The organism is Vibrio sp. 10N.286.49.B3, from assembly GCF_002873395.1.
Classification (GTDB): domain Bacteria; phylum Pseudomonadota; class Gammaproteobacteria; order Enterobacterales; family Vibrionaceae; genus Vibrio.
The window spans coordinates 203,780-224,759 of record NZ_MCUV01000024.1 but is presented as its reverse complement, the minus strand read 5'-3'; the positions used below and the strand labels follow the sequence as shown (position 1 = coordinate 224,759).

Sequence of the window (20,980 nt, the reverse complement as noted above, 5' to 3'; positions counted from 1 at the left end):
TTAGTCAAGACATCAGATGATTATCCTGTATTATCTACTGTCTTTTTATACATAGGTTTTATTTGCGTGCTACATGAAAGGAATTAACCATCAACTAACAACTGGCTCGGCATATTTGATTTGCCACCACTATTTTGAATCGTGGACTTGGATGGACATTCCAACCGGTTTACTGATTGCTATGGTAGGCACTTTATTACCCGACCTTGATTGTCGCACTTCAACATTAGGCCGGATCTTTCCCTTTATATCCGTCCCCATTCAAAAGATGTTTGGGCATAGAGGCGCAGTGCACTCTTTATTCGCTGCCGCAGGTGTTTTTTATCTCGCCTCGCAATTTAACTTTAACTTCGCTTGTTCGTTAACATTCGGTTTCGTCATGCATTTAATTGGTGATGCTTGTACTAAATCTGGTGTGAATTTCTTATGGCCGATTACCATTAAATTTAGAGTGCCATTAACACCGGCATCAAACTCATTTTTAGAGAACTGCACAACGTGGACTTTATGTGCATTTACGGTTTGGTTATACGGCAGAGACAACGAAGTAATAATGAGCTTATACCCACAAGTGATCAGAGCCTTAAACCATCTGTAGCCGTACAAAACATCGACTCGATATCCAAAGCGGTTTATTCATTGCGATCAAAAGAGAGCTCGACGTAACGTCCTCCTTCAATGGCTTGATTATGGTAATGCCAACCATATTGGTTCACGAGTTTTGCCGTTAATTCAAGCCCTAATCCAAAGCCTAAATTTGATTCCTCTCCCGATCCAAACTGATCAATATTGGTAATCGTCAGTTTTCGCTCTACTTGCTTAATCACCACCTTACCCTGTTGTGTATGCTGAAATGCGTTACGAATAAGGTTAGTGATAATAATGCGACAAAGCGGTTCAGGTAAGTGATGGAGTGAGTGATCCGTCGAGATAGCCACTTCAACAGCTTTACCAGTCAATAAGTATTGCACTTCTTGATTAATTTGTTGTGCTAGATCGCCTAAGCATAGCTGCCTTTCTTGCACTACTTTATCTTGATTGCGATTTAACCATAACAAGGTTTCCGTTAGATCCGTCATTGTTAACCCTGATCTTTCAATCCGATCAATAACGGCTATTTGCTTGTCAGTACTAATGCCTTTTTCAACCATTTTACGCAATAGCTCTGCATTGGTGCGTATCACTGCAATCGGTGTGCGCAATTCATGGCTTGCATAACCGAGAAACTGTTGCTCTCTATCAAGGCCGGCTTGTACATCTTGTAAACTTGATTGAATGATAATGGCGAGCGTATCTAACTCACTATAATGAAAGCTAGGGGCAGGCTGTTGCAATTTTTCTTTATCAAGTGACTTAGCCCAATTTTTTAATCGCTCAACAGGCACAGTTACCCGCCGTAGGATAAAAAAGATCACGGATGCAAATAAGACAATGATGGCGATGGCTAAAAAGATAATATAAAAGAAATGCGGTAGCTCGCCTTTTTCGAAGGCAAAGTTAGTCTTCTCATTGAGAATAATAGAAGCGTAGCGAACGTCATTATCGTGTGACATTCTGATCACAAACAACCCTTGCTTAGGCATAGTGAATATCGGTAATCTATCAAAGGTTTTTGACATTTCATTATCGACTAACAACGTTTCATCAAAGTTGTCTTGAATAATGACGGGTAAATCTTGCCAACGACTGGCAATGGTTAAATCACTCAAATGAAAGGGGTGACCATCTTCAACATCGGTATGATAGGCTTGGTTTTGGATAGAGCCCGTCATTGCCACATCCATACCTAAGAAAAAAAAACTAACGCCAATAGCAGACATGGCCAAAATAGAAGCGATACCAGTAAAGAGTATTCCACCGATAACATACAGCTTTAAACTTGGTTGTAGTTTCATCCTCTAAGCCCCACTTTTTAAAACGAAGCCACGCCCAGTAATGGTATGCACTAACTTATCATCGAAACCGCTATCAAGAATCTTGCGTAAGTTAAACATGTGTACTTTTAAACTATTGCTATCTGGTTGCTCACTGCCCCAAACACTTTGGATCAATTTATCCCTTGATACAATATTGGGACTAGCTCGCATTAAGGTTTCTAATATCTTCATCCCAATCGGTGATAGTTTTAACTCTTGCCCTTCACGACTCACTTGTTGAGCAACAAGATCCAACTCTAGATCACTAATTACCAATGTCGTTACTTGCCCACTGCGACGACGTGACAACACTTGGACCCTAACTATCAACTCTTCCATGGCAAAAGGTTTAATCAAGTAATCATCCGCCCCTTTCGCAAAACCGGCCAGTTTATCCTCTAGTGTATCTCTGGCTGTGAGCATTAAGATAGGAACGTCAATCCCTTGCTCCCTTAATTTAGCGCAAACGTCTAAGCCACTCATCTTCGGCAAATTCAAATCTAAAATCACGGCATGATAAGCATTTTGCTCTATCAAAGATAACCCCGACACACCATTCATTGCATGGTCGCACTCTATTCCCTCAAGTGAGAGGTAATCAATCACCGCGGTTGCTAAATCAATATCATCTTCGACTAATAATAGTTGCAGCGCTTCCATGATAATTACCTCTGGGTTAATGGCTAAATGATTATTTCTCTTAGATTGAAGACGATGTTGCCAGATCTTCGATCATTTTCTGCTCTGCTGTCTTGCTTGATAATAAGCGATGTTTCAGTGAAGCTAATCCTTGCTGAATCTCACATTGAATCAATAATAATGACGGCGTTAAAATCAATGTGATGACGGTTGCAAACAAAATACCGTAACCTAATGCCGCTGCTGCTGGAATTAAAAATTGAGCCTGCATTGAGGTTTCACTAAGTAAAGGCGCTAAGCCAGCAAAAGTCGTAATCGATGTCAGCAATACGGCACGTAAGCGACCAGTACAAGCATCAATAATCGCCTCTTTTACATCCATTTTTCTATTGCGTACCAATTCATTAAAGCGCGACACTAGCAGCAAACTGTCATTCACAACGACACCACTTAATGCAAGGATTCCGTTTAGCGATAAAATACTAATCGTTAAATCATTCCACCAGTGACCTAAAATCGCACCAACAATACCAAAAGGAATCGCGGTCATAATAATCAAAGGCTGAATATAAGATTTTAACGGTATTGCTAATAAAGCAAAGATCAGAATAAGCGCAAGTGCAAATGTCGACTCCATGGAATCGGTTGACTCTTTTTGCTGCTCGGCTTCACCAGCGAAATCAACTTTCAGGCTCGGATAATCCTCAAGCAATTGCGGAATAAACTCCCTCTCTAACTGCGCGACCAACTCATTGGATGCAATCATTGTTTTATCAACCGATGCCGTAATATAAACCGCTCTTAAACTGTCGATTCGGGTGATTTCCGATTGTTGATAGTCAGAATAGACCTTGGCCACCGAGCTTAACGATACAACGGTTCCATCTGAGGTTCTAACGCTTGATTGCTTAATATCCGCTAAAGTTTGGCGATCACTTTCTGGGTAACGAACTCGCACCTTCACTTCATCTTTGCCACGTTGAAAACGCTGCACTATATCACCACCAAAAGACTGCAATACCTGCTCTGAAAGTAAAGCGGTATCCATACCCAGAGCGCGCCCTTGACTGGTCAACTCAAAGCGATATTGTGGTTCACCAAGATCAAGGTTGTCATCAATACCACTCACACCCTCAATGGTTTGCAATTGCGCTTTTAAGCCATTACCAGCCTGTTCAAGCGTTTGTGTATCACTTGATTTCAGTTCAACCTTAAAGTTATCCATCATCTCTTTCGATGAAAGCACTTTGAGTTTTTTAACCCCTTCCATATTACTAGCAAGCGTTCGTAATGAGTCAGCAAACTCTTTGGAACTGTAGGCGGTGTCATTCGTTAGCTCAATGGTCAATGAACCTGATTTATCTTCATCAGCAATAACTTGAATGCTAGAGATCAAAGAGTCACCATCAACCTGGTATTTTTCTCGTAGTTGCTCATCGACTTGAACAGCATAAGATTCAAGATCTAATAAGTTCGTTTGCGTTTGACCAAAGCTGGTATCGTTATACATACGAATATCAGCCACAACGGTATCACCGACAATTTCTGGGAAGAAACCGACACGTACCGCCCCCGTCATTGGCATACCTACCACTAAAATAAATAACGAGACAAATAACATCACGACAGCGTAGCGAAATTTCAGAGCTTGCTCTATTACCTTGGTATAGACGCGTTGATTAAACCACTCTAAGCCATTATCTGCGCCTTGCTGTATGTATGCCCAAATGCCTTTTTTCTCACTTCTTTGCGTATTAACGTGCGCAAGGTGAGAAGGTAAAATTAACTTAGATTCAACCAAAGATAACAGCAAGCAAACGGCAACAACCGCGGCAAATTGTGCGTAAACCTGCCCCATTTTGCCATCAATACTGGCAATAGAAAGGAAAGCCACGACGGTCGTCAACACACCAAATATGGTGGGTGCTGCAACTTTATGTGTGCCTTTAATCGTACTATCTATTGTGTCGCCTTGTTTACGTCTGGTTGAGTAAATACTTTCCCCCACCACAACCGCATCATCCACCACGATACCCAATGCCATGATGAAGCCAAAGGTTGTCATTTCATTGATCGTTAGCCCTAAAAAGGAATCGGTCATGAAAAATAACGTACCGCAGAAAACAAATGGCAAGCTCGCAGCAACCCAAAATGCAACGCGAATATTTAAAAATAGTGCTAAAACAATGAAGACCAGTGCAATGCCTGTTACAGCATTCTTAACAATTAGATTTAAACGATCTTTAATTAGCGTACTTTGGTCATACCACGTTTCTAATTCAATATTGCTTGGTAGAAGATTTGAGTCGCGCCACTGCTCCACCACTTGTTGGGCTTGATCGACAATTTGCACAACATCGCTGTTCTCATCCATCAAGATTTGAATGCCCATCGCACTTTGTTGGTTATAGCGAGATAGGCTGAATGTATCTTCAGCAAAACCATCTTCAACGTTAGCAATATCACCTAATGTAATTTGGCTACCAGTGCCATCTGTTAACACAACAATCGCTTTGAAGTCTTCAATTTCATAAGCTTGCTCTGATACTTTAAGCCAGACTGTTTTTTCACCATTACGTAAGCTTGTGGCAATATTGGTTGATGACTCTGCATTAATGACGCTTGAGATATCAGAAAGTGTTAACCCATAAGCTTGCAGTTTGGCTTCATTAACTTCAACGGAAACCATAGGATCGATTTTGGCTTTGATTTCAAGATCATGAATTGCATCTTTAGCCAGTAGGTCCGATTTCAATTGTTCAGCAAGGTTTTGTAAAGTATGACGATCGGCATCACCGTACAACTGAACCCATAACGCATGATCTTGCATACGTGCTTTATCGATGACCGGTTTATCTGCTTGTGTCGGCAAATTATTAATCGCATCGACTTTTGTTTTTACATCATTAAGCAGCGCATCCAGTGAGTAATTCGTCTCTTTTTCAATCGATACATGGCTACCTGATGAGCTGGATGTCGATGTGATGCGTTTAATGCCTGGTACTGTCTCGAGCGCATCCTCTATCTTGATAGAGATCCCCTCTTCTGCCTGTATCGGATCGCCACTATCATAATTGACAGAAACGGTAACCACATCGGGTTCAAAGCTAGGAAAAGCCTCTTTACGCAGTGAGTTTACCGATAATAAGCCAACGACAATCATACCAACCATGAGCAAGTTAGCAGCAACGGAGTTATTGGCGAACCAAGCTATCACACCAGTATGTTTACTCTTTGTATGGCTCATTTTAATCTTCCTCTACCGGTGTCGCTTTCATCCCAGCTAGGAATGTACTTAATGGTCTTTTCACCACTTGCACCTTGTCATTCTCTGCTGTAGGACGAATAAAAAGACTGCCATTATTTTTAAATTGAACCGTTGCAGAGGATTTTTGCAGCTCATTATTACTGTCAACTGTCCAGACTTCGCCCTGTTGAGATAAAGCAGATGCCGGTATTTCCCATAAGTTTTCTAACTCTTTTCCTTGTAGCGACGCTTGAACAAAAGTCCCAGGATAAAGGGGGGCTGCTTGCTCTAATGGCTTCTCAACCACAACGACCAATGAACGCTGGCGGCTACTTTGTGTGACATGTTGATAGGTGCGATCAACCTGCCCAATCCAATTCTGATCACCAGCACTATTGGTTAACGCCACTTGCCAATCACTGCTGTCATTCCATTGCGGTAAGTTGCTCCATTGCTGATCGGACAGTGGAATTGCAATTTCGACTTGGTCAATGCTGTATAAGGTTGCAATTGCCCCACCAGCTTGCAGGTAACTTCCGGGCTGAACACTACGGCTAACCACTAAAGCATCAAAAGGGGCACGTAATTTCGTATCTGCCAGATCTTTCTCTGCTTTGATCAAGGTTTGCTGTGCATTACTTAAATTGGCTTTGGCATTCGCTAGTTGTGGCTCTCGTAAAACCAATGGCGAACTCGGCTCTCCACTCAAACCCGAACGTTGCCATTCAGACTTCGCTTGCTCTCCTTCTCGCTGCTCTTCTAGATACGCTAAGCGTGCAGTTGCCACATCAGCTTGCGCTTGGGTAACCGCTTGTTGATAAGTGGTATTATCCAGTTCAGCGATGACATCCCCTTGCTGAATAATATTCCCTTCGGCAAACGCTGAATGTAACGACATCACTCGACCGCTGACTTCACTGGTAAAATCAAGTTCATAGTGTGCCTTAGTTTCACCATAACCCTCCACTTGAGCATGGTAGTTCGCAGCTTGAGTCACTTGAATGGCAACTCGTTGAGCGGGCAAAATCTGCGCTTTATTTGGTGCGATGTGCTCAACCGTTGGAGTAACGACTGGGGCGTTTTTATTAGACTCATCACCAGCATGGGCAATTTGCAATCCGTTGTAACCCACAGCCATAAATATAGAACCCGCGGCGGCTAAGGTAATTGCTAGTGTAATAATATTCTTTTTCATTAAGATACTCCTAAGCCAAGCGCGAGGCCTAAATCAATTCGGTTAATCAGTCTTTGGTAAGTGGTATTGGTTAATTGAGCTTCAAGATCATACACTTGCTGCTGCACGGTTAAGAGGTCAAAAATATCGACCAATCCTTGTCGGTACTTTTGCTCATAACTGACAAAACTGCGCTTAGCACTTTTGATCGCTGTGATTAAGTGTTGCTGCTGTTTATCTAAGGCATACTCCTGCCCTGCTGCGTTCTCGACTTCGTTGACCGCATTAAGGAGCGTTTCTTGATAAAGCCAATAGCTTTGTGCCATGGTCAGTTCGGCTATTTCAGCTTGTGATTTCAATTTTCCACCTTGGAATAGTGGTGCCGATAAACTGCCAAGAACACTCCATAGTGGGTTGGTAAAAAGTGCTTCGCTCGGTGTTTCTGCTATATCTTGCAAGCTTGCCGATAAGCTTATGGATGGCAACATAGCTTTGTAAGCTGCATCCGTTCGCAGTGATTCGGCTTCAATACTATAAAATGCTTGCTGTAAATCAGGTCGGCCTTGTAAGTTTTGTTCTGCCAAACCATCTAACGGGTTAAGCACTTCTGGGAAGGTCATTGAAACACTAGGCAATTGTGCATCTTGCTGCCACTGCCCTGTCAGTAGGGTTAAGCTTCGCTGGCTTTGTGCAACATTTTCTTGATAGGCAGCAACGGTTGCTTGCGTGGTCGCAGTCGTGGATTTGGCATTATCTAAATCTTCTAGACTGCCTAAGCCGGCTTGATAACGCTCAAGCACCAAAGCTTCATTATTTTGTAGAATGACTAATCGACGCTGCTCAATGTCAAGTAACTGCTGATGTAAACTAATGCTTAACCATGCTCGCATTGTATTAGCAGCAATCAGATCTTTCGTACCTTGATAATTGGCATAGGAAATCGCAATGTCTTTTTCTGCTGCTGCACTGCTATCCGCTATCTTTTGCCACAAATCTAGCTCCCAACTCACAGTAAGATCAGCGCTATAGCTTTCACTATTATCTTTGTTCGTTTCTGCAGACAATCCTGCCTCCACCGTTGGCAGACCATCAGAACGGGTTACCCCTTGCTGAGCGTAGGCGACTTTTAAAGCCAACAGACTTTGTTGAATGGTCGGGCTATTGGCTAAAGCCAGGTCAAGATATTGATTGAGCTCTGAAATAGATACTAAATCAGTCAAGCGAACAGGCGGTATTAAAGAAGTGGCTTGACGTGTTGTCTTATCGTTTAACTGGTGCTGGGCAATTAATTGCTCGATCAGTTGCTGATTGGTTTGTACGCCACTATTCTCTGCGCTTTCAATCATATTAAGTTCTGATTGACTCGCGCACCCCATAAGGCCGGTAAGCACTAAAGAAAGAATGGAATATCGAAATGTCATAGTTACTCTGCCTCAAACAATGTTGGCGACAAAGTAACAGTGGTGCGGTTAAGAAGGGGTTAAGAACGGTGTATTTGCTGATGACAAAACGATTATTATTCCAACTCACTCAAAGCAAAATTAATTTCATCCGATGAGTAGCCTTTACGACTTAGCATCGCATAAGCTTTACTGCGCTCTTTGTGAACTTTTAGATCGTATGGTTTTTTTTCTAGTTGCGCTAAACAGGCGGAATAAAAATCAATCTCTTCAGCATTAATGAGCTTCTCGACTAAAGCATCAAGATCAGTGATATCAATTTTACGCTGACGCAGTTCTTGGCGGATAACCGTCATTCCTTTGCCTTTACGCACGTATTTCAACACTTCTTTTTCGAGATCGGCTTTCGCTGCTTTAATTTCCAATTTAGACTGAAGTTCATCGCAGCAAGTGTGTTGACTAATCGCGGCATTAATTTCAGAGTAACTAAAACCTCTTTTTTGCAACGTCGCAATCAGCTTCTCCTTGCTCATAGTAAAACTCTGATAAGTTTCGTTGATATAGCGGATCAGCATCGATTGTTCGTCAATGTACAATTCATGCTTTACCTTATTGAGTGAGTCACGTATCAAGGTATCATTCAGTCCTTTCTTCTTTAATTTTTCTAAAATGTATCCAGAACCATAGTCACTCGAGAATGCTCGTTCAGCAAATCTTGTTGCAAACTCACTGTCACTCTTTAGATAGCCAAAACCACGTAATTTTTCTAATACTTCAGCAATCCACGCCTCGTTATCTGTCTTGGCACGCAGCTTTATCAGTAATTCACTTTCGGTGAGATCTCGTTGACCTAGATGCCACATTGCAGAGTTCATGACATTATCGATACTGGTCGCTTTTTTGATTTTGTTTTTGTCCGTATACAAATCTCACCTTCACTTTAATTTGTGATTTATCAATATCGCATTTCATCTTAATTATATAAATTTATTAAGCGCTTGTAATAATCACTCTTCATTATTAAACAATCACAATCATTACAGTCACATATATTTGATTGATTTACAAACAAGTAAAAAGCCACAAAACACCCTACATCACAAAAATTTCATGTAACAGTAAGATTATGCAATCGTTTACGTGATCTAGATCACTTTTATTATTTCGTTATAACACTATGATTTGCGCGAATTTAATCAAGGATGCGTTAACGTTATGAAATCTTTTAAAACTCCTCTAGCTCTACTGATCAGTTCTGCACTTTTAGCTGGTTGTAATACAACCGATACAGAATATGTAGAAGTTCAACCAACAGAGGTAAAGATCGCTACTTATAATCTTTCTTTTGATCGTTTTACCTTTGAAGCTTTAGTTGCAGAGATGCAAGTTGCACCAGAAGAGCAAACTGAGTTAGTAACGGCTTATTTAGATGACAGTATTGAGCTTAGTGACAGTGATACTGAATTAGCTGAAAAAATCATTCAAATTCGTAATGTAGCGGCAATTCTTCAAAAGAACCGCCCTGATGTTCTAATGATGGCTGAATTCAATAACGACGGTACTGGTGAAGATAAAGAGGCCCTAAAAGGCTTTCAAGATAACTATTTATCGGTATCACAAAGTATTGATGGCGCAAACGGTGAAGCGAACTTAGAGCCAATTCAATACCCTTACTTTGAGTCTTACTCAACCAATACAGGCTTACTAAGTGATCTTGACCTAAATAGAGATGGTGAAATTGCACTGCCTGACGATGCATGGGGCTTTGGCTTTTATCACGGTCAATACGCTTTCGCACTGGCGTCAAAATATGAAATTGATTCTGCGAACACTCGTACATTCCAAGAATTTAAGTGGAAAGATCTAGAAGGTTCGACTAATCCAACCATTACTGTTTGTGATGGCTCACTACAAATTCCTGATGGTATGGCTTGTGGCGATGAGTGGTATACTGCTAAAAATTGGGAAGAAATTCGTCTATCTTCAAAAAACCACGTTGATGCACCTATTATTATCCCAACTCAAAATGGCAACGAAGTCGTACATTTATTAATGTCTCACCCGACACCACCTGTATTTGACCTTGGTAAAAACAAAGAACAGAACGCCGCTGAAGTTGAGTTCTGGCACCAATATGTACAAGGTAAAGAGTTCATCTATGATGATGCAGGTAAAACTGGCGGTCTAGCAACTGACTCAAACTTTGTCATTATGGGTGATCTTAACTTAGATCCACTTGATGGCGACGGTATCACAGAAGTAATGCAAGAACTGCATAACGATCCACTACTGAACCAAGCTGTAATGAATGGTGACCTATACCCAACCAGCTACGGTGCTGCTGAAGATGCAACAGATAATGCATCATCTCACCCACTACCAAACCGTGTAACGTCTACGTTTGGGCTTGCTGTTGACTATGCAATGCCATCTGCAACTCTAAATATCGTTGATTCTGGTGTCTACTGGTCTGCTTCTTATGAAGAAGGTCGTATGCTGTTTAACGATGAGCGAGTTGGCAACTGGGGTAATGAGAAAGAGATCTCCTCTGACCACCGTATGGTTTGGATTAAAGCACAGTTCTAATCCTCTTTTTAGTGAAAAAATAGAACGACTGCACTAAGAAAAACAAATTCTCTCCAATAAAAGCCTCATTTCTCTTTGAGGCTTTCTTTCACTATTTACTACTCAAATTCTCAAACCCCTTTGAATTTAGTTAACACCTCATTAAAAAATGTAATCTATCAGTTACTACCTATGCAATAAAAATAGATACTTATGTAAGTTAATATTTTTGAAATAAGAATCTACATTTTCTGTCATCTTTGCCGACTACTTTAGCCTTGAATTTTTTAAGGAGTAACAAGATGACAATGAACAAGGCTATTTCTCGTCGTTCTTTTTTGAGCGGCTCAGCAAAAGTTGCTACCGTTGCGGCGGCAGGTCCACTATTAACAGCTTGTAATAGCAGCTCAAGCGATGATGAGTACGTGGATATTTCTGGCGTTCAAGTTGCCATGCTTGCTGATGTTCATTTTCATGATATTTTCGGAGATTTTGAGTTCGGTAAGCATAACGCTGAAGTTACAATTCGTAGCTTACAAGACTCTTGTGAATCAACTCGTATGTTCAACGAGAACTACTTCGCTTTCATCTCTGCACTAGAAGAACTTGGTGAGCAAGGCGTTAAATATATCTGTCTATTAGGTGACTTCTCTGATGAAGGCCAAATGGACACACTAAAAGGTTTTAACCGTGTCGTTGAACCTTACATTGAAAAATATGGCTTTGAGTTTTTCCTAACTAATGGCAACCACGACCCTGTTCGTCCTTTTGGTCGCAACGAAAGCAAACGTTTCCTTGACGCTAACGGTGCTAGTATCGAAGTAACCAGTGATGAAAACCGAGGCTTCACACCAAACAATGTCGTGATCGGTCAACATGTAACCCAAGGTATGTGGGGATCAGGCTATAAAGAAATGTTTGATCTTTTAGGTCAATATGGATTCCAAAACAAGCCTAGCTACGTTCACTACGAAACGCCATGGGCGAGCGATCTATACGAAGACCGCGGCTTATATATCACTAAAGATGACACAAATGAATCTTTCTGGTGTCCAGACTCTTCATACCTAGCTGAACCAGTAAAAGGTCTATGGATTGTTTCTGTTGATATGAATATTTACTTCCCTAATGCTGATGGTAGCGACTGGAGCCATGCCTCTGTTGGTTGGGAAGAAGGTAAGAAATATAAGCCTCAAGTTATGGAATGGCTTGCTGATGTTACCGCTCGTGCTGAGCAAGAAGGCAAAACTCTCGTTGTATTCAGTCACTACCCTGCTACTGAGTACCTGAACAACAGTGCGAATGACTTCTACTACGTCTTCAACGATGGTTCGTACAACAACACACGTGTACCTTCTCATGATACCGCTGAGCAAGTTATTGCAACGGGTGTAAAACTGCACTTTGGTGGTCATATTCACGTAAACGATACGGCAGTACATAGCAACGACAATGGCGATACATTAATTAATATTCAAGCGCCATCTCTTGCTGCCTATACTCCTTCTTATAAAGTCGTGACTTGCCATTCATCTTCACTATTTGAAGTTGAAACGAAAACTCTTGAGCACGTGAATGATTTTGATGCTTTATTCCCATACTACGAGAATGAAAAATCACACCGTGAGTGGGTCGGCGCTGATGTGCAATGGGAAAAAATGCTTGAAGCAACAGATTACCGTGACTTTATGTTCCGTCACCTTGATGTCTTAATGCACATGCGACTAAAAGCTGGCTGGGGTGCTGATATTACTCAGTTATTTGAACTGCAAACACCACTATATTGGTTAATGATGCTATCCGCGTTTGAAAGCAACCTAACCCAGAGTGAAGTTCAGCAACTACTACCAGCAATGACCGCTGAAGCAACGAATGACGAGATTATCACTTTAATGGATAGCCTAGGTCACAAAGATGAAGCAGAGCAAGCATTAGAGACAATTGAAGCTCACATCAGTGGGTTCCTGCTTGAGCGTAAGCAAATGATGCAAGTTGGCTTTGAACAAATTTGTTTAGCGACGCTTTATCAACGTAATGGTGATGAACTTGCATTCCAAGATGTCGATTACCAAATCCTAGTTCCAATTAAGATTGCGATGGAACTATTTAAGCATAACGATGCAGATGGCGACCTTGAAAATATTGATTGGGCTAGCGATTACGTTAATGCAAACCCATCAAGCGGTGGCGGAATGCAACTAGCAGATGTTAATTTACACGTTCTACATACCCGTTTTGCCGCATTAGCTCGTATCTATCATCAATTTAGCAATGCTCAGCCTGCTGATCACTTCTATATCGATCTTAAAGCAAATACGATTGAAGATATGGCTGGTAACAAGCTATTTTAATTACTAAGTATTAATTATTGAGCCCTGAGCCAGCAATGACTCAGGGCTTTTTTGATCGACGACTCCACAAGTTTGACTAAGTAATGACCCTCATACCACTCAAAATCATAAAACAAGAATCCATCGGCGATCTATTCAAGATCACGATTAAAGAGTAAACTAGCCGACCTTTTATTGTTCTGAGAATACTATGCTACGTGACTATACTTTAAACTGCTTACTTACCATGCCTCGTCATGAGCTCGAAGAATTTAGCTTGCGTATGATCCATCGTTTAGTGCCTGAAGAGACGATGACAGAGCTTTTTACCTTTGACCAAGAAGAAGTTGATAGCGCAGAAAGAATGCAATCGGTAAAGTTCGATGCTTTGTTACGCATGACGGCAATTGCGATTAGTGAAATTCCTTTAGCATTTTCACAATCGGATAATTCACAGCAAAATATTCAACGTATGACGCGTCTACTGCTATGGCACTTCTACTCTATTTCTTTCAATTTAGAAGAAGCGATCACACTAGAACAGCACTGTGAAAAAGTTGAAGTGATTGTGCAAAACATGCCAAATAGCGCATTAGGCTGGGTAAAAGAGTTAACGGAATTGTTGCATTACTACGCAGAGTTAAGTGATAAAGAAGCTTAATTTACTGATATATAAAGACCTCAAGTTCACCTCTATTTTATTCATTAAAAATACAGAGATAGCTTGAGGCCTTTTTGATCGAACGGTTATGTATTAAACATCATACGTGGTAGAAGCCGTATCACCACCGGTTCCCGTCCAGTTAGTATGGAAGAATTGTCCACGAGGTTTATCTAGACGCTCATAAGTATGGGCACCAAAGTAATCTCGTTGTGCTTGGATCATATTGGCCGGTAAGCGTGCTGTCGTATAGCCATCAAGGAAAGTCAGGGCTGAAGTCATGGTTGGCATTGGTAATCCAACTTCCATCGCTTTCGATGCTACTTTACGCCATGCTGGTAAACTCTCGGCTAAGATATCTTTGAAATATGGATCAGAGCCTAAGAATTGAACATCAGGGTTTGCATCGTATGCATCACGGATGTTGCCTAAGAAAGCACTACGTATAATACAACCACCACGCCACATCAATGCGACATTACCGTAGTTCAATGACCAGTTATTCTCTTCTGAGGCTTCACGGATAAGCATAAAGCCTTGCGCATAAGAGATAATTTTCGATGCGAGTAAGGCCTGACGTAGCGCATCAACCCACTCTTTTTTATCTCCTGAAATAGGCTGGATAGTTTTAGCAAATAGTTGTTCCGCTTCGATACGTTGATCTTTAATCGCTGAAAGACAACGCGCAAAAACCGATTCGGTAATTAAGGTTAGAGGTATCCCTAAATCTAAGGCATTAATCCCTGTCCATTTACCCGTACCCTTTTGACCTGCAGTGTCTAATATTTTCTCTAACAGTGGCTCACCGTCTTCATCGCGATAACCTAAAATATCCGCTGTAATTTCAACAAGGTAACTATTTAATTCCGTTGAGTTCCATTCTGCAAAAATGGCTTGCATCTCATCATAAGACAGACCTAAACCCTCTTTCATAAAGTGGTAGGCTTCACTAATTAGCTGCATGTCGCCATATTCAATGCCATTATGGACCATTTTAACAAAGTGACCGGAACCATCTTTACCAACCCAATCACAACACGCTTCACCTTGCTCTGTTTTCGCTGAAATCGCTTGGAATATAGGCTTAACATGCGCCCACGCTTCTGGCGAACCGCCTGGCATGATTGAAGGGCCAAAACGTGCACCTTCTTCACCACCAGAAACGCCGGTGCCCACAAAGTGAATACCTTTTGCTTCAAGATCAGCAACACGGCGGTTAGTGTCTGGGTAGTTAGAATTACCTCCATCAATAATGATGTCACCTTTATCAAGCAATGGCACTAAGCTATCGATAAAGTGATCAACTACTTCACCTGCTCGCACCATCAACATGACTTTGCGAGGAGATTCAAGCTTAGCAACCAGATCTTCTAGTGAAGAAGCGCCGATAATATTTGTTCCTTGTGCAGGCCCTGCTAGGAACTCGTCCACTTTGGCAACCGTTCGGTTAAATGCAACGACTTTAAATCCATGATCATTCATGTTTAAAATCAGATTTTGCCCCATTACAGCCAAACCAATTACACCAATATCACCTTTCATTTTACTCTCCTTTCACTAATTCTTTTGCCGCAGCAGCATCTAAAAACCACTGTGTATGACCGAACTTGGCCTGAACTTTTGCTGCAGGGTATGGTAGTTCTCCTGCAGGCTTGTCATGAATTTCTTGGATCACACTTGCTTTACTCTCACCTAAAACTAAATAAGTAATACGTTCAGCATTTTCAATCACACCCGCTGTTTTCGAAATGCGTTGCTGTTGACTGTCTGGATGTCTCGCAATAATTGCCAACGAAGGATCAGCAAAATCCGTTTGATGAGGGAAAAGTGATGCGGTATGCCCATCGGTTCCCATACCAAGTAAGATCCAATCAAATTTAGGTAACCCATGACTTTGTGGGACAACTCGTTGCATCTCTTGTGCAAAACGTTCTACTTCTTTTTGAGGGTCATCTTCACCACGGATACGATGAATGTTCTCTACAGGGAGTGCGATATGTTTAAATAGCAATTCATTCGCTTCACCAAAATTACTTTCTGGGTGAGTCGGCGCAACACAACGTTCATCTCCCCACCAAAAATGTAAGTTAGACCAGACTACCTGCTCTGCAAATGGTGCTTGAGCGAGCCGTTTAAATAACAGCTTTGGGGTACTGCCACCTGAAAGTGAGATATGTACAGGGTGCTCTTGCTGACTCAACTCCAACATGGTTTGAGCTAAAGAGTCGACAACGAACTCTGGCGTTTCAAATACATGAAATTTCATTGGCTTATAACTCGCAATAATCAGTGTTGGTTAAGTTCTTACACGGGAAGCGCCATTGACGTTGTTGATCGCTATTGATCAGCTCATCGGCTTCTTTTGGTCCCCATGTTCCAGCGGCATAACCAAAAAGGTGCTCAGGCTGTGCTTTGTAGTCTAAAATTGGCTGAACAAATCGCCAACATGCTTTCACTGCATCGCTACGAGCAAAGAGCGTCGCATCGCCTTTCATACAATCAAGGATTAAACGCTCATAGGCCGTTAGCATGTTCGTTTCAGCCAAATCGCCATAATGAAAATCCATCGACACTTCTTCTGCTTCGAAGCCCGCTCCTGGTTTTTTAAGACCAAAGCTCATCAAGATACCCTCATCTGGTTGAATGCGGATAATAAGCTTATTCTCTGGTGCATTTTTACCAAAGACTGGGTGAGGGGTTTGTTTAAAATGAATAACAACTTCCGTTACGCGAGTTGGCAGCCGTTTCCCCGTGCGCACGTAAAATGGCACACCGTTCCAACGCCAATTCTGAATAAACATTTTAAGACCGACGTAAGTTTCAGTACGAGAATCATCCGCTACACCATTTTCTTCACGGTAACCAGGGAAATGCTCACCTCTTACTGTCGAATCGGTATATTGACCTAGCACTAGATTTTTCTGCAGATCTTGCTCGGAAAGTGGTTGGAAACTTTGCATGACTTTAACGACTTCATCGCGAATCGAATCTGCATTGATTGCGGCAGGTGATTCCATACCCACCATTGCGAGTACTTGCAGTAAATGGTTTTGGAACATATCACGAACCGCACCTGCGCCATCGTAATAACCACCACGCTCTTCAACGCCTAGTGATTCAGCGGCTGTAATTTCGACATAATCAATGAAGTTGCGATTCCAAAGTGGCTCAAACATGCCATTAGCAAAGCGAAAAACGAGTAAGTTTTGTACCGTTTCTTTACCAAGATAATGATCGATACGATAGATTTGTTTCTCTGAGAAATGCGCATGAATACGCTCATCGAGCTCATTCGCAGAGGCAAGATCATAGCCAAATGGTTTTTCTACTATCAGGTTTTTCCATCCATGAGCTTCACTGTTTAAACCATGCGCACCTAAACATTCAGGAATAACACCGTACAAACTTGGTGGTGTCGCCATATAGTAAACAGTATTACCTTGCGTATTGTGTTTTTCACCTAACACTTCTAAACGAACTTTTAATTGAGCATATTCTGCCGAGTCTGAGGTGTTCAATGCTTGATAATATAGATGGTTACAAAACCTTTCGAGGGTCTCTTCAACTACTTTTTCACTTTTAATTAATGCTGTTTTTAAGTAGCTTCGAAAGTCGATATCGCTGTAAACTGTACGGCTAACACCAATGATTGCGAAATCATCAGGAAGAAGTCCATTTGCGTATAAATGGTATAGAGCGGGTATTAATTTTCGGTGAGTCAAATCGCCTGACGCTCCAAAAATAACAATCGTATTATTTTCTGGCTTAACCATATTATATTCCCATAAAAAACAGAACGCTGCAGTTATAATCTGTGCTGCTGATAATAGAGAATAGTACCATTTATGGTTTTTTGCGATATTCGATATTACCTATCAGACTAATAGGTAACACCTTAAATTGATTGGATTTTAAACAAAAAAAGGCAGTTTAGACGAAAATCTAAACTGCCTTTTTCTTTATTGATAAGTTACATCAATAATTACTGATAAATTTCATTAGAAGTAATTTGCGTCAACCAGTTCACTTACGGTTACGCTTTGTACTTCTTCACGGTTCTCTAACCATGTTAAAACTTGTTGCTTCTCTTCTTCTGTCGCAGAGCGGTAGCGTTCGATTGAACATAGGAAACCTTCAAAAAGCTCTAAGCCACCACCACCAAAGCACAGACCAATGCTATCGATATAATCAATGAAATCATCAACAAAGGTATCGTATTGAGCGAAATCAGTAATGGATGTTTTACAGCTAATTTCGAAGCCTAAAATTGCAAATTCACCTAAGAATAATTTCTTACGAATACGACGGTTTTTATTTTCTAACTTTTCTAGTTTCATTGTTTTCTCGCTAACTTTGTTCTAATTCACCTACGTTATACACCTAATTGAGACATCTCCCAACTATTTTAGGCATGAAGTCGTGATGAAAAGCGACTAACCACGATAATAACGCTGAGCAACAAATGGCATTTTTTCAACGACCATTGGCAGTTTTTTGCCTCGAACCAAAGCAAATACTTCACTGCCTAGTGCTGCGAAATCGGTATGAACATAAGCCATTGATACTGGTTTTCCAGCCGTTGGGCCTGCGGTTCCACTGGTCACGACGCCAACCTTATTATCTTGTGCATCAAATAACTCGACACCTTCACGAACAGGAGCTTTGGTTTGACCCACCAGACCGACACGCTTACGAGCGACTTCTTTAGTCATAATCTGATTTAAAATGACATCAGCACCTGGGAAGCCACCTTCTCTTTCTCCACCAGCACGACGCACAGGGCTGATTGCCCATAAAAGGCTCGCCTCAACCGGTGTTGTTGTCTCATCTAAATCATGACCGTATAAGCATAATCCACACTCTAAGCGCAATGAATCACGAGCTCCTAATCCAATCCACTCAACCTCATCGAAATCCGTTAACTGACAAGCTACTGATGCTGCATGCTCTTCGGGTACTGAAATTTCATAGCCATCTTCACCGGTATAGCCACTACGACTAACAATGCATTCAACACCGGCAATATTCAGTGTTTTAACATCCATGAAAACCATATCTTGTACTGCTGGGTGTAAGCGAGCTAAAACCTCAGCCGCTTTTGGTCCCTGCAAAGCAAGTAACGCTCTATTTTCAACCACTTCAACGGCTACGCCTGCAGGTAGGTTAAACTGTAGATGGGCAATGTCCTGCGCCTTACAAGCGGCATTCACCACCACAAAAAGGTGATCACCAAGGTTAGCAACCATTAAATCATCGCGTATTCCGCCTTGTGGATTGGTAAAAAATGCATAACGCTGCTTACCAACAGGAAGGTCAACAATATCAACAGGTACTAAGGTCTCTAATGCCTTTGCTGCTTCCTCTCCATGAAGACGCAGTTGCCCCATGTGTGAAACATCAAATAATCCAGCAGACGATCGGCAGTGTAAATGCTCTTTCTTTACACCTAAAGGGTATTGAACCGGCATGGAATAACCCGCAAAAGGCACCATTTTTGCGCCCGCTTCAATATGCAGAGCATGCAAAGGTGTCTGCAGCAGATCTTGATCGAGTTGTTGAATCATTGTGTTCTCCATTTCACTATTGAGTCTTGCTCTCGAATGAGCAACCTTGGCTGGTGTTGACACTACATCGTCAAATCCACTATAAGAAACAAGCCTGCCCTTTTTTCGCCAAATTAACAAGTGTTACACATAATAAAGGGCGAAAAACAGGCTGCATAGGTTAGAGGTTTCGTTTAAAGAAAATGAATTGAGCAAAATATCTATTCACTTATTTCGCGGTGACCCACAATATGTGTGCATCTTCAGAACTGACAGAAACAAGCGCATGCCCCATATTGGCATCATAATAAACACTGTCACCTTCATTCATATTAATTGGCTCATAAAATTCTGAATAAAAGAGGATTTCTCCAGATAATACTAGCAGGAATTCCTCACCATCATGCCTTACCCAACCTTCATACTCTTTAAAATCGCGAGCATGCACACGAGTTTTAAACGGCATCATGCGCTTGTTCGATAATGCGGTTGCAAGTAGTTCATGCTCATAAGTTGGAGTCGGATGTGGCTTACCCTCTCCTTTCTGGGTAAGGTCTCTGCGCCCCACAGCTGCGGTTTTAACTGGGGGATCAAATAGTTGTGGCATGTTTATTTCTAAACCCAGCGCCAGTTTTTGCATGACTTGGAAGGTAGGCGATGTCTGCTCATTCTCAATTTTACTTAAGGTTGAGCGAGCAAGCCCCGTACGTTGACTTGCTTCTTCTAACGTCAATCCTAACTGGGTGCGGATCTCTTTAATTTTCTCACCCAGTTTTAATGGTTTTATATTTTGATCGCCCATCTCTTTAATTAATTGAAAAGATGATACTGGTTGATCGATGCCTTTTGACATATATCCCTCACGGCAATAGCACTCTGATTTTTGCATTGTTACATAAATAACCGTTAAGATTAAAGCGAGGAAAGTGCATAAAGTGTGACTTAGCAGTAAAAATAGAGAAATTGTTTCTTATTGGAAACTTTTTATTGATTGTTTATATATCAGCCGCTATGTTATCAGCATGTGATTTACGCCCACCCCCTTTAGCAATCGTTTGCTAGAGTTAAGGCGATATATTTAGTTCAATCAATTGTTGATGAAAGTTTTGGAGATTAGCTCATGGATAACACACTTAAATTCGCAGAAAGCCACGAATGGATCAAAGACAATGGAGACGGTACCGTCACGATCGGTATTTCAGAGCATGCGCAACAAATGCTTGGCGATGTAGTGTTTGTTGACTTACCTGATGTCGATGACGAAATTGAAGCAGGTGAAAGTTTCTCACTTGTTGAATCCGTTAAAGCCGCTTCAGATATCTATGCACCGGTTACTGGCGAGATTATCGAAATTAACGAAGAGCTTGAAGATAGCCCAGAGCTTATCAATGAAGAACCTTATGAAGGTGGTTGGATTGTTAAAGTAAAACTGAGTGACTCTGCAGAATTGAACGATCTTAAAGATGCAGAAGAGTACTTTAGCAGCATTGAGGAAGAGTAATATT

17 protein-coding genes are annotated in these 20,980 nt (G+C 41.4%); 5 read left to right on the top strand and 12 right to left on the bottom strand.

The features are described 5' to 3' along the window. Positions 1 to 73: 73 nt before the first annotated feature. Entirely contained in the window at positions 74 to 598 is a 525-nt protein-coding gene (locus BCU68_RS09550) for a metal-dependent hydrolase (protein ID WP_102564543.1), read from the top strand. 34 nt (positions 599 to 632) lie between these two features. Here BCU68_RS09550 and BCU68_RS09545 read toward each other — a convergent pair whose 3' ends face one another. The 6 genes from BCU68_RS09545 to BCU68_RS09520 form a co-directional block, all read right to left on the bottom strand. After that, positions 633 to 1,895 carry a HAMP domain-containing sensor histidine kinase gene (locus tag BCU68_RS09545; RefSeq protein WP_102564542.1) on the bottom strand — a complete coding sequence of 421 codons (1,263 nt, stop codon included), beginning with the start codon at positions 1,893 to 1,895 and terminating at the stop codon, positions 633 to 635. 3 nt (positions 1,896 to 1,898) lie between these two features. Next, a complete protein-coding gene (locus BCU68_RS09540) occupies positions 1,899 to 2,576 on the bottom strand; it encodes a response regulator transcription factor (protein WP_102564541.1) in 678 nt (225 codons plus the stop codon). Positions 2,577 to 2,616: 40 nt separating this feature from the next. After that, entirely contained in the window at positions 2,617 to 5,802 is a 3,186-nt protein-coding gene (locus BCU68_RS09535; protein ID WP_102564540.1) for an efflux RND transporter permease subunit, read from the bottom strand. 1 nt (position 5,803) lies between these two features. Then, positions 5,804 to 6,997, bottom strand: coding sequence for an efflux RND transporter periplasmic adaptor subunit (locus BCU68_RS09530; RefSeq protein ID WP_102564539.1), 1,194 nt, complete (start codon positions 6,995 to 6,997; stop codon positions 5,804 to 5,806). Continuing rightward, a complete protein-coding gene (locus BCU68_RS09525) occupies positions 6,997 to 8,397 on the bottom strand; it encodes a TolC family protein (protein WP_102564538.1) in 1,401 nt (466 codons plus the stop codon). The genes BCU68_RS09530 and BCU68_RS09525 overlap by 1 nt, the downstream gene beginning before the upstream one ends. Before the next feature lie 95 nt (positions 8,398 to 8,492). Next, positions 8,493 to 9,251 (bottom strand): RecX family transcriptional regulator, encoded by a 759-nt coding sequence (locus tag BCU68_RS09520; protein WP_102564578.1) that lies wholly within the window; start codon positions 9,249 to 9,251, stop codon positions 8,493 to 8,495. A 340-nt stretch (positions 9,252 to 9,591) separates the two neighbouring features. Here BCU68_RS09520 and BCU68_RS09515 point away from each other — a divergent pair, with 340 nt between their 5' ends. The 3 genes from BCU68_RS09515 (at position 9,592) to BCU68_RS09505 (ending at position 13,932) form a co-directional block, all read left to right on the top strand. Next, on the top strand, positions 9,592 to 10,962 hold the full coding sequence (locus BCU68_RS09515; RefSeq protein ID WP_102564537.1) for an endonuclease/exonuclease/phosphatase family protein: 1,371 nt from the start codon (positions 9,592 to 9,594) through the stop codon (positions 10,960 to 10,962). Between the two features lie 281 nt (positions 10,963 to 11,243). After that, a complete protein-coding gene (locus tag BCU68_RS09510) occupies positions 11,244 to 13,292 on the top strand; it encodes a metallophosphoesterase (RefSeq protein WP_102564536.1) in 2,049 nt (682 codons plus the stop codon). Between the two features lie 190 nt (positions 13,293 to 13,482). Further along, entirely contained in the window at positions 13,483 to 13,932 is a 450-nt protein-coding gene (locus BCU68_RS09505) for an exoribonuclease R (protein ID WP_102564535.1), read from the top strand. 93 nt (positions 13,933 to 14,025) lie between these two features. On the opposite strand, the gene gnd is transcribed toward BCU68_RS09505, so the two are convergent. The 6 genes from gnd to BCU68_RS09475 form a co-directional block, all read right to left on the bottom strand. After that, the gene (gene gnd / locus BCU68_RS09500) at positions 14,026 to 15,474 is read right to left on the bottom strand and encodes a decarboxylating NADP(+)-dependent phosphogluconate dehydrogenase (RefSeq protein ID WP_102564534.1); all 1,449 of its coding nucleotides are present in this window, start codon (positions 15,472 to 15,474) and stop codon (positions 14,026 to 14,028) included. Position 15,475: 1 nt separating this feature from the next. After that, positions 15,476 to 16,198, bottom strand: coding sequence for a 6-phosphogluconolactonase (gene pgl / locus BCU68_RS09495; RefSeq protein ID WP_102564533.1), 723 nt, complete (start codon positions 16,196 to 16,198; stop codon positions 15,476 to 15,478). A gap of 4 nt (positions 16,199 to 16,202) precedes the next feature. Then, entirely contained in the window at positions 16,203 to 17,705 is a 1,503-nt protein-coding gene (gene zwf / locus BCU68_RS09490; RefSeq protein ID WP_102564532.1) for a glucose-6-phosphate dehydrogenase, read from the bottom strand. Positions 17,706 to 17,930: 225 nt separating this feature from the next. Continuing rightward, a complete protein-coding gene (locus tag BCU68_RS09485; protein WP_102564531.1) occupies positions 17,931 to 18,269 on the bottom strand; it encodes a 50S ribosome-binding protein YggL in 339 nt (112 codons plus the stop codon). Between the two features lie 96 nt (positions 18,270 to 18,365). Next, positions 18,366 to 19,496 (bottom strand): glycine cleavage system aminomethyltransferase GcvT, encoded by a 1,131-nt coding sequence (gcvT, locus tag BCU68_RS09480; protein ID WP_102564530.1) that lies wholly within the window; start codon positions 19,494 to 19,496, stop codon positions 18,366 to 18,368. 208 nt (positions 19,497 to 19,704) lie between these two features. Then, on the bottom strand, positions 19,705 to 20,328 hold the full coding sequence (locus tag BCU68_RS09475) for an XRE family transcriptional regulator (protein ID WP_102564529.1): 624 nt from the start codon (positions 20,326 to 20,328) through the stop codon (positions 19,705 to 19,707). Positions 20,329 to 20,595: 267 nt separating this feature from the next. On the opposite strand from BCU68_RS09475, the gene gcvH reads away from it, so the two are divergent. Next, on the top strand, positions 20,596 to 20,976 hold the full coding sequence (gene gcvH / locus BCU68_RS09470) for a glycine cleavage system protein GcvH (RefSeq protein ID WP_102564528.1): 381 nt from the start codon (positions 20,596 to 20,598) through the stop codon (positions 20,974 to 20,976). The last annotated feature ends 4 nt before the right edge of the window (positions 20,977 to 20,980 follow it).

Coding starts and splice junctions, on each gene's coding strand:
- BCU68_RS09535 (WP_102564540.1), bottom strand. CDS start 5,802: ATGAGCCATACAAAGAGTAAACATACTGGTGTGATAGCTTGGTTCGCC.
- gcvH (WP_102564528.1), top strand. CDS start 20,596: ATGGATAACACACTTAAATTCGCAGAAAGCCACGAATGGATCAAAGAC.
- pgl (WP_102564533.1), bottom strand. CDS start 16,198: ATGAAATTTCATGTATTTGAAACGCCAGAGTTCGTTGTCGACTCTTTA.
- BCU68_RS09530 (WP_102564539.1), bottom strand. CDS start 6,997: ATGAAAAAGAATATTATTACACTAGCAATTACCTTAGCCGCCGCGGGT.
- BCU68_RS09520 (WP_102564578.1), bottom strand. CDS start 9,251: ATGAACTCTGCAATGTGGCATCTAGGTCAACGAGATCTCACCGAAAGT.
- BCU68_RS09540 (WP_102564541.1), bottom strand. CDS start 2,576: ATGGAAGCGCTGCAACTATTATTAGTCGAAGATGATATTGATTTAGCA.
- BCU68_RS09510 (WP_102564536.1), top strand. CDS start 11,244: ATGACAATGAACAAGGCTATTTCTCGTCGTTCTTTTTTGAGCGGCTCA.
- BCU68_RS09515 (WP_102564537.1), top strand. CDS start 9,592: ATGAAATCTTTTAAAACTCCTCTAGCTCTACTGATCAGTTCTGCACTT.
- BCU68_RS09550 (WP_102564543.1), top strand. CDS start 74: ATGAAAGGAATTAACCATCAACTAACAACTGGCTCGGCATATTTGATT.
- gnd (WP_102564534.1), bottom strand. CDS start 15,474: ATGAAAGGTGATATTGGTGTAATTGGTTTGGCTGTAATGGGGCAAAAT.
- BCU68_RS09525 (WP_102564538.1), bottom strand. CDS start 8,397: ATGACATTTCGATATTCCATTCTTTCTTTAGTGCTTACCGGCCTTATG.
- BCU68_RS09475 (WP_102564529.1), bottom strand. CDS start 20,328: ATGTCAAAAGGCATCGATCAACCAGTATCATCTTTTCAATTAATTAAA.
- BCU68_RS09545 (WP_102564542.1), bottom strand. CDS start 1,895: ATGAAACTACAACCAAGTTTAAAGCTGTATGTTATCGGTGGAATACTC.
- zwf (WP_102564532.1), bottom strand. CDS start 17,705: ATGGTTAAGCCAGAAAATAATACGATTGTTATTTTTGGAGCGTCAGGC.
- gcvT (WP_102564530.1), bottom strand. CDS start 19,496: ATGATTCAACAACTCGATCAAGATCTGCTGCAGACACCTTTGCATGCT.
- BCU68_RS09505 (WP_102564535.1), top strand. CDS start 13,483: ATGCTACGTGACTATACTTTAAACTGCTTACTTACCATGCCTCGTCAT.
- BCU68_RS09485 (WP_102564531.1), bottom strand. CDS start 18,269: ATGAAACTAGAAAAGTTAGAAAATAAAAACCGTCGTATTCGTAAGAAA.